At 38.9% G+C, this 9,097-nt stretch carries 8 protein-coding genes and 1 pseudogene; 8 read left to right on the forward strand and 1 reads right to left on the reverse strand.

Annotation, left to right across the window (positions count from 1 at the left end):
* Together O3670_RS10490 and O3670_RS10495 are read left to right on the forward strand one after the other, a co-directional pair.
* Nucleotides 1-708 (forward strand): annotated as a pseudogene (locus O3670_RS10490) (hypothetical protein); the annotation flags it as partial.
* A gap of 3 nt (nt 709-711) precedes the next feature.
* Nucleotides 712-2,943, forward strand: a complete 2,232-nt coding sequence (locus O3670_RS10495; protein WP_371596124.1) for a DUF8208 domain-containing protein — start codon at nt 712-714, stop codon at nt 2,941-2,943.
* Nucleotides 2,944-2,984: 41 nt separating this feature from the next.
* Here the strand turns inward: O3670_RS10495 and O3670_RS10500 are convergent, their stop codons facing one another.
* Nucleotides 2,985-3,347, reverse strand: a complete 363-nt coding sequence (locus O3670_RS10500; RefSeq protein WP_371596125.1) for a hypothetical protein — start codon at nt 3,345-3,347, stop codon at nt 2,985-2,987.
* A gap of 208 nt (nt 3,348-3,555) precedes the next feature.
* Here O3670_RS10500 and O3670_RS10505 point away from each other — a divergent pair, with 208 nt between their 5' ends.
* From O3670_RS10505 to O3670_RS10530, 6 genes are all read left to right on the forward strand, one after another.
* On the forward strand, nt 3,556-4,392 hold the full coding sequence (locus O3670_RS10505) for a hypothetical protein (RefSeq protein WP_371596126.1): 837 nt from the start codon (nt 3,556-3,558) through the stop codon (nt 4,390-4,392).
* A gap of 11 nt (nt 4,393-4,403) precedes the next feature.
* Nucleotides 4,404-6,365, forward strand: a complete 1,962-nt coding sequence (locus O3670_RS10510) for a TraG/VirB4 family ATPase (protein WP_371596127.1) — start codon at nt 4,404-4,406, stop codon at nt 6,363-6,365.
* Between the two features lie 23 nt (nt 6,366-6,388).
* The gene (locus O3670_RS10515; protein WP_229056665.1) at nt 6,389-6,694 is read left to right on the forward strand and encodes a hypothetical protein; all 306 of its coding nucleotides are present in this window, start codon (nt 6,389-6,391) and stop codon (nt 6,692-6,694) included.
* A 3-nt stretch (nt 6,695-6,697) separates the two neighbouring features.
* Nucleotides 6,698-7,396: a hypothetical protein gene (locus O3670_RS10520; protein WP_371596128.1), complete on the forward strand. Its 699-nt coding sequence runs from the start codon at nt 6,698-6,700 to the stop codon at nt 7,394-7,396.
* A gap of 3 nt (nt 7,397-7,399) precedes the next feature.
* A complete protein-coding gene (locus tag O3670_RS10525) occupies nt 7,400-7,822 on the forward strand; it encodes a hypothetical protein (protein ID WP_371596129.1) in 423 nt (140 codons plus the stop codon).
* Nucleotides 7,823-7,839: 17 nt separating this feature from the next.
* Nucleotides 7,840-9,097, forward strand: a 1,258-nt coding sequence (locus tag O3670_RS10530) for a phage tail tip lysozyme (protein ID WP_371596130.1), incomplete at its 3' end; no start/stop codon positions are given.

Raw genomic sequence — 9,097 nt, forward strand, 5'->3', positions numbered from 1 at the left:
TTAGGCTTGTCTCCTGTTGATATGCCACCTTATCCAAAACCAGGAACGATTGAAGGAGAACTTCCAAATCGTCTTATGTCAAACAAGGATAAGCATAAACAGTCAGTCGCTGGAGCCAAGAAACGGAAGGAGAAAACAGGCAGAGTGTATGAAGATGAAGAAGTAGGACCACCAAGTAAGTTGCCATTGATTTTGGCCATTGTCTCTTGTACGTTGTCAGTGTTCTTATTGTTGATGCTAATGGTCTATAATAGTAATTTCACGCGCGTCAAGAAAGAGCTTGTGGCCACAACAGATAAAGTTGAGCGTCTTACAATGATACAAGATCATGAACATGAAATTGATGTCATGGCTCGCTATTTCTTGTCATACTATTATTCAGGAGACAAGGATAAGCTTAAGGCTTACTTGGATAATAACGACGCTAAATTTACTAACCCAGAGGTAGCGACTGTTTCTAGCACAATGTTAGAGAAAGTTGAACTTGTTAAGAATGAGAAAGATACCTATGAGGTTACATACGTTGTTGGTACAACGGATGAGGCTCAAAAAACGACAGTTCGTCGAGTTACTTTCAATGTTAAGAAAAAACCATCAGCTACTCAAGGTTGGGTGGTTACAACTGAACCGACAACAACAGCATTTGCAACTCCAACATCTCCTTCTACTGAAACTTCAGCTGAAAAAACTGAAAACAAGGAGGGATAACCTATGGGTGCAGAAGCAACAATTGAGATTGAACAAGGGAAGGTCTGGCCATCCCTGTCAGATATGATCTCTCAATCTAAAGATTGGCCTAATGAAGTTGGTTCTAAAGGTTGGGGAGGTGACAAAGACAAGGAACTATTATTGGCATCCTTTTATGCACAATGGGACCAATACCTACATCCAACAACTGGGGTATTTATAGCCTTTGGCTTTATTCCCGAGATGCTTTCAAAAGGTATCTATAGTTTTAGTTATGCGATTGAGAAAGCATACCTCAACATGTTTAAGTTATTCGGGATGTTTGACTATATTAGTCAGTCCGATAGCTTTGTTGGGCAGGTTTATAAGTGGCTTCAAATCGTTGGCATTGCCTTATTTGTTCTGGTAACGCTCATTCGTCTTATAATGGCTATGGCAGGAGCACCTTTCAGGTACCGAGAATTCTTCAATCATATTATGCTGGTAACATTTTCTGTAACTGCACTTCCGGTGTTTGCTTCAAAATTTGGTAGTGCTATAGCAAAGGATACCGTGGGACTAGCCTATTATGACATAACTGGCAGTGGTCAAAGTGTTTCGCTTTCTGTAACCCCATTTAGGAGCAATACGGTTGACCTCGAAATGCTGTATGCAATGGATTTTGATACAGATAAGTTAGGCTATAATGAAGATACTCATTTTATAGCGGGTGATAAAAACTGGAATACCATTTCAGATGGTAATATTTGGTTCACCAATTTTACTGAAACCTATGGACCAACCAATAAGGCTATGTTGCAGTATTATTCTGGACGTGAAGGACGAGTATCCTCAATAGCTAAGTTCGTAGGAGTGCGAGAAGACGGTTCGGTTGATTGGGGGCAACAAGTAAAAAATGGTATAGCCTTATCTAATCCAATAACTGCTCTTCTTCAAACCAGTAAAATATTTTTTACTGGTTGGAAAGAGGAATCTGAGTGGAAAGATAATCAGGCAAAATCACCTTACAATGGATTCTCTGATGTAATGAGGTCCACGCTTAACACTATTCGTTATGCAGATGGTAAGATAGCCTATGCACGAGTCACTACTTCAAAATCAGGTTATTTCCTTGGTTTTGATAATACTGCTTTCTTACCAACTTATGCTCGCTATAAGGTTGATTGGATAGCTCTGATAACTCAGCAAATTATTCTTTTGCTTCTTCTTGTCGGATTGCTAGTAACTACGGTACGAGTAATTTTCAAAACGCTTATAACAGTAATTATTTCACCACTTGTTTCTTATGCAGCAGTTGGAAATAGTATGAGAATCTTGGAAGTTTGGCAGGAAGTTATGACAGGAATTGCTGCCATCTGGTTCCAACTACTATTCGTTAAAGTAGCTCAATGGTTCTTAATTACTTATAGCGAAGTGAAACTCAATCTAGGTTCAGGAGCGTCTGCTGCTGCTAAGAAAACTCTGGGTGGAAGTTTCTATGACGGATTGGATCCATTCCAACATGCTATTGCGACAATTGCGGTTTATCTTGGTGTTTATCTTGCGGTTTCTCAAGGCTCAAAAGTTTTGGAACGCTGGATAGGTATTGATACTAACCTTTCAAGTGGAACTAAGGCTGGAGTCGCTACAATGGCTGTTGGTGCTATGGCTGCTAGTAAAATGGGTGGTGGTGCTAGAAACTTCGCTGTAGGTAGGTATAATCCAACTACTGGCAGACGAAATCAAAGTGGCTTTAATCACCTCAAGAATAGCGTTGGTAGTGGTATCAACGGTCTTAGGGATGCTGGAGGTGCAGTAGGAGCAACTGCAAACAATATCCGACGAGGTGCCTTAACTGCTGCTGGTGCTACTGCTGGTACTGTAGCAGGTACTTGGAATGCAATGGCAGATAGAAGAGCTCATGGTCTTAAGTATAGAGAGATTGTTGGTCAGTCAGTGAGTGCAACTGGACGCAATGTGTCTAGAAGATTCAAAGAGACTGTTAAATCTGGTAAAGAAGTTGTCGGAAATGAATTCAGGAATGCTGGTCAATCCGTTAAGAGAGACTTCTCAAGCAGTTTCGGGAAAGGCTACACAAGCTCTAGAGATAATGTTAGAGATAAAATCTTAAATAGTACTGGTGGAGCAGGAAGAATTACTCCAAAGGGGGATACTTCAAACATTACTCCTCCGACTCAAAGCTTACCAAAGAAAAATAGCTTAGATAGTGATAGTCGATTCCAGAAATTTGATGCTGGAGAAGACGGTGAGTTGTGATAATAGTCTCAAAAAAACAAGCCTTTAATATGGCTTGTTTTTTATTTCTTAACTAAGAAGAAGAGGAAGAATGGATTAAAAAGACTGATGATGAATAGGATAATTCCACAGATAATGAATAAGCCAAATACTGGGAAAAAGAAACTAGAAACAGCACCTACTAGGATTCCTATTGAGTGGATGATGCCGTGAAGTGTCATGAATAAACAAAACAGAGCAAATATTCCAGTTAGAGACAAAGAAAATTTAAACCAAATCGTTTCTGCCGCCTCACTTATCGTAGAAAAAAGAAGCGTAAGCAAGAAGCAAGCGATACCAATCAGGACTGAAAAAAGTAACCATTTAAACGAGGTCCAAGTGCTTATATAAAGTGAAAAATAAAAATCTTGTAAAAAGTCTAGCATCCTAAAACCCTCCTAAAAAAGATTATTGCGTTTGTATTTATTTGATTGTAACAGTTTTTAAGTAGCTAGACAAGGACAGAGAGCCCTAAATGGAAGTAAATAGTCAAAATCATGGAGAAGTATGAGTAGCTAATAGGTGTCACTGGGTTACGAACACCCTATAGTGTTTTGTAGAATAGGGAAGAATAATGTTTATGGAGGAAATGATATGCCAGGTTTAATTGAAGAACCAGTATTGACAAAAAAAGAACTTAGAAAACGAAATAAAGAACTTAAGAAACAAGAAAAAGAAGAGGCACGTAAAAGTAAACAAGCTAAGAAGAAGGAAAAACAAACACAATATGAAAGTATCGACCTTGGTGAACGTGCCGGAGAGGAATTTGTGTATGTTCCACTTAATAAGAAGAAACGTAAAGATTTTTTAGACACTGTTGCGATAACTGATGTGAAGTCTATCCTATATGGCTATCCTAATCAACCGATACGATTAGCTAATGGCTATTCAGGATATGTGCAGATTTTTGAGGTGTTTGGGCAAGATATTCAAGCGATGTCTAACGAAGAACAAGCAGCTATTAAAGTAGGATTCACTCTTTTTCTGTCTGGGACTGCCTTTGACATGATGATCCAGACAACAAAATTGCCAACAGATGTCTCAAGTCAATCTAACGAATTGCTACGTCTGCTAGATGAAGTCAAACAAGAACAGAACGCTCCAGAATTGATTGTTAATGATGGTGATGACATTGATACGATTTCACATAAAGAGAGACTAGTTTATCAGCTTAGACAAAGAGAAGATATTTTGAAAACAAAATATCTCGTCCAACAAGTCATTGCGATCAATCAACAAAATATCGAGTTCTTTATTTGGGTGTTTGGAGATACTTTGGCTGAAATTGATTCCAATACACGTACCACACTAACGATTGCCTCAAACCACGGATTTAGCCCAAAAGTTGTATCTGTTGAAAAGAAGGAAGAGTTGTTGACTCAATATTACAACTTTAATGATTCACTGAATGTTTCGCCTAACCAGTATTAGAAGGAGTTTACATGGATTTAAGTTCACGAAAAATCAAGAAATATATTCGAGAGGGTTATGACCTCAATCTTATTAGTAGGATTCAAAGTGATATTCCAGATTTTAAATATGATGATAGATATTGGAGACAAGCAAACGGTTATTATAAGATTGCTCATGTTCCATATGACCGATACCCAGAACACGGTTTACCTGACTTCTGGATGAGCGATTTAATGCTTGTTGATAATGTTATCAGCTTTATGTCTTTAGAACATGCGTCAAATAGCGAAATGTCAGAATTGGCCTCAAAAGCTATCTCTAATATGTTAGCAACGCAAAACACAAAGGCTGCACAAGATGCAGATGATAAGATGCGTATTAGTTCTTTGTTAGACTATCGCGAAAAACTTGGTAATAATGTTCCTTCTAAAAAAATTCATACGCGCTTTTTATTAGCTGCAAACACATTGGATCAACTGGTAGAACGAGAAGCTGACCTCAAGCAACAGTTGAATCAGTATTCTATCTCTTCTTCAGATGGCATGCAAGACGTCGAATATCATACAGCCTTTATCCCAGCTTCTCGTTTGGAAGACACCCCACTACGTCGAAAAGGGCAAGCAGCATCCGTTTGGGATTTAGGTGCTGGCTATCCTTTTAACCATACAAACTTAATGGATACCTATGGTGTTTACTTGGGAGAAACACGTACTGGTGGTGTGGTTAACTTTGACCTTTTGCATGAAGATAGGGAACGTAAAATTCCATCAATGCTGATTGCCGGAGCAGGAAACGGGAAAATGAAACTGTTAGGTAATTTGATTGATACCTATTTTGCTAAAGGCCATACCATTTTTAATATTGACCTTACTGGTAACTTAAAAGAACTTACGGAACTTCAAGGTGGTCGATATGTTAAGATGTCTGGTACTAATAATCGAAATCATATTAACCTCATGCAAATTATTGCGACGGCTTCCTCTGCAGATGGAGAAACAACTGACCAGGTTCAATCTTTCTATGCCCACCGTAATAAACTACGTGCTTTGGCTCAAATTCTTGATCCAGGGTTAAAGAATTCTGACCTCAATAATTTGTCGTCTGCTTTAAACGACTTTTATGAAGACCGTAGTCTGTGGAACCGTAATGCAGAAGTCATGGACCAAGAAGACTTAACGATTACGAATGTTATTCCAGAAGATTATCCGACTCTATCTCATTGGGTAGAACGCTTAAACAAGCTTAAAGAGGATAAACTCGCAGAGGGGAATAAAATTGATGCTGAAAGTTATGACAGCCTGTATAATGCTTTCTCTGGTCTCTTGGGGGATTATCGCTTCTTAAATGCGACCTCACAGTTTGAAGATTTCTCAAATGAACAAGTTGTGACCTTTGACCTCTCTGGGATTCAAGATACTGAACTTCTTAATATTCAGCTTTACCAAGTGTTATCTATCATTTCATCATACGCTGTAGCAAATGGTAGAAGGGTATCTGAGTATTTCCGTAGAGGGATTATCGGGGGTGATAAGAGCCAACGACCTCATAGCATTATTACCATTAACGGAGCACATAAGCTCTTTAATTATCGTTACTCAGAGTCTCTTAACTTTTTAAAGGATTTGATTGAGAATGTAAGTAGTAACTATTCCGCATTTATTATGGAAATGAGTTCATTAGATAACATTCTTTTGAATGCAAACTCTACGGACGCAGTGGACTACGTTTTAGCGACACGCGCGATTTTCTCTATGATGACGTATCGTGTCTTTTCTCAATTAGGTGATTTGACTATCCCTCGTCTAGCAGATGCTTTACAAGGGGAAATGACCGAGAGTGAACTTTCGTCACTTAAATATTTAAGAGATGGTGATTTCTTCCTAAATATTGCTTCTGTCAAGAACTTAGTCTTCAACCATCAACTAGCGGATAATAGGTCTTATGGGAAGTATCCGTATGATGAACATGTTCGCTATGCATTCTTACCTTAGAAATGGTGAAAGGGGGAAATACAATGAACCTACAGCAACCATATTCTGATGAGGCATTCCAACTACAAACTAAAATTCTGACAGAGGATAATCCGCATGATTTGGAAAGAATTGTAAATGATTACTTAGAGATCTTGGCTTACAAAAAGACCTGTCGTGTTGTTGATATTACTTATCAGATGCGAAAAACACATCTTTTAAGTAGTTTATGTGGCTTATTTGGAAGTCAGCAAGTGGATGAGTACTCAGCCATGATTATCTACCAAGAACCAGCTCGATTTGAGTCGAGAATATTTGAAACAGAAGAAGCACCAGAGGAGGAAAATTAATCAATGACCACACTAATGCAAATGTCACTATGGGTTAACAATATAGCTTATGACATTAAGACACTACGTTTCTTTAGGATAGTTTCCTTCATTATTAGTTTAGTTCTTGGTTTGGTTGGTTTTTATAGCTATCTCATGCTCTATCAGACACTTTTATTTGCTTACGGTATTCATTTTATGGCTATTGCCTATACACCATATGTGTTCTGTGCCTTGATTGTAGCCATTTATCAGCTACTTACTGGTAAGAGACGTGAACGTATCAAGAAAGCAAAGCGTATCCTTATGTTTAGTCTTCTTCCAATCTGTTTGATGAATACCTGGGGTTTTATCACACTAGTGACTTGGGGGCTTGCATGGGTTATGACCAAACTAGAATATAACCATAGAAAACGTGCTGTTAAGATCGTATCATTTTTCTCAAAGGAATATTCACCTCTTTTTGAAAAGAGATTGGCTAATCGAAGTAATTATTATGCTTATCAATCTGCTTATCGTCTCCTAGACTTGATTCAGGTGTCAGCTTATGAAGAACTCTATAAGGAAGAAGTGACGGAAAAAGATTATAAAGCTGGTCTCGTTGTTAAAGAGTTACACCGTACTTTCAGAATTAAAGGTGTACCTTTTTCTAAGGTAACAGTAACAGATAAACTCTATATTGCTCCACAAAAAATGCCAATTATTGGCTTAAGGAGGTTTTAATATATGGTATCTTATCGTTTTAAACGAGATGGTCAGTATATTCAACGTGAGCTAGAACTAGATTCTCTTAATGGTTATCAAGACCAAGTCTATCCGGAAAGCCTCGAAGAGCAAGTAGATTATTCAGCGTTTTACGATACCTACTATGGCGGTTTTGGTGAAGACAGTATCTCACGTGAACAAGAGAAAAAACAAGGTCTCATTGCGCGTGGGAAAGAAAGGTTATCCAGTGTCAAGGAGGATGTGACAGACTATTATAATTTGCAAGTGGAACGTCACAAAGACTATTACTCAGATGAAGATTCATTTTGGATGCGAAAGCAACAACAAAAACGAAATCGAAAATTCATTAAACAAAGTATCTTTCTTGCCCTAGGACTTTTACTTGTATTTGGTTGGTATTGGCTAACCGCACTACTTCATTAAGGGGGTGACTAAGATATTTGAAACGAATAGGTGATAAAGCTGCTCGTGTTCTTCTAACGATTTTTGGAGTGAAGACAACCATTATTATAGGAACTATTTTAACTTTTGCGGTTATCTTAATTGCAATTATCACTGGTTTAATGGGGACAATTAGTACTTCCGGTGGGAAAGGTAGCAAGACTAACGCCCAATGTGTAACCTACCAAAAAGATGGCGATGAAGAAGACGATGATGAAGAAGACGATGATGGCTCTAAGCCTCAATCGACTTCTACTAAAACTGACTCATCATCTGCAGGCGACTCTGATCCCTTTACAAAAGGGACAAAAGCCTATGAAAATGCCCACAAAGTATTTATGGCTTTTGTGAATGCGGGACTGTCTGGGGAATCTGCAGCAGGTGCTGTTGGTTGGGCAAACTCTGAAGGGAGCTATGACATCATTGGACGTGCCCAAGGGCATTATGGTGGTGGTATCAATGACTCCATTTCTAAGGGAGCTGTTCCAACGACAGGTGGGACATCTAACACACTTGGTGGTGGTGGAATCTTCCAGTTTGACCCCTACACGAAATATGCACCTCTTAATAGTCCTGATTGGGAAGATGCTGATAAGATGGTTGCCTTCGTTATCGATGCCATCTCAAAAGGTGACTGGAACCCAGCCTATGACGAATCTGGCCATAACTGGTCATTCCAGGAGTTTGCGAAACAAACCAATATCGATGAAACTGCTATGTCATGGAATGCCTACGAACGAGGTAATATGGCTTATGTCAAACCAGACCAGAAGAAGGCGGATGCAAGGAAGTTTGCGGAAGTCTTCGAAGCAAGTAAATATAAGTACGATGATGCCAAGTTCCAAAAGGCGTTTGGTGGTGGAGCTTCTTCCAATAACTCCTCGTCAAGTAGTCAAAGTTCAGATGATGATGACGGTGACGACGATGAAGAAGATAGCGACAACGAAGACGATGATAACGATAGCAGTTCAAGCAGTTCATCAAGTGACTCTAGCAACAAGGATAGCAAAAAAGACAGTGATAAAGACAAGAAGTCTATTGATACTGATAAGGCTATCAAGTGGTATAAGGATAAGCTAGGGAAGGTCAAGTATTCTCGTGATGCTCGTACTGGGCCAGATAGCTATGACCATTCATCTGCTCTATACTATGCCCTTGTTGACGGTGGTGCTAAAGAATCTGGTTCTCCAGTAGATACCGATTCAGAACACGATTGGTTGAAAGACAATGGTTATGAGTTAGTTTATGAGGGTGCGT

Origin of the sequence: Streptococcus sp. 27098_8_74 (assembly GCF_041431705.1) — a bacterium.
Classification (GTDB): domain Bacteria; phylum Bacillota; class Bacilli; order Lactobacillales; family Streptococcaceae; genus Streptococcus; species Streptococcus salivarius_E.

Bases quoted from the DNA above. Each gene is read 5' to 3' on its own strand.
- O3670_RS10495 (WP_371596124.1), top strand. From the start codon at position 712: ATGGGTGCAGAAGCAACAATTGAGATTGAACAAGGGAAGGTCTGGCCA.
- O3670_RS10500 (WP_371596125.1), bottom strand. From the start codon at position 3,347: ATGCTAGACTTTTTACAAGATTTTTATTTTTCACTTTATATAAGCACT.
- O3670_RS10505 (WP_371596126.1), top strand. From the start codon at position 3,556: ATGCCAGGTTTAATTGAAGAACCAGTATTGACAAAAAAAGAACTTAGA.
- O3670_RS10510 (WP_371596127.1), top strand. From the start codon at position 4,404: ATGGATTTAAGTTCACGAAAAATCAAGAAATATATTCGAGAGGGTTAT.
- O3670_RS10515 (WP_229056665.1), top strand. From the start codon at position 6,389: ATGAACCTACAGCAACCATATTCTGATGAGGCATTCCAACTACAAACT.
- O3670_RS10520 (WP_371596128.1), top strand. From the start codon at position 6,698: ATGACCACACTAATGCAAATGTCACTATGGGTTAACAATATAGCTTAT.
- O3670_RS10525 (WP_371596129.1), top strand. From the start codon at position 7,400: ATGGTATCTTATCGTTTTAAACGAGATGGTCAGTATATTCAACGTGAG.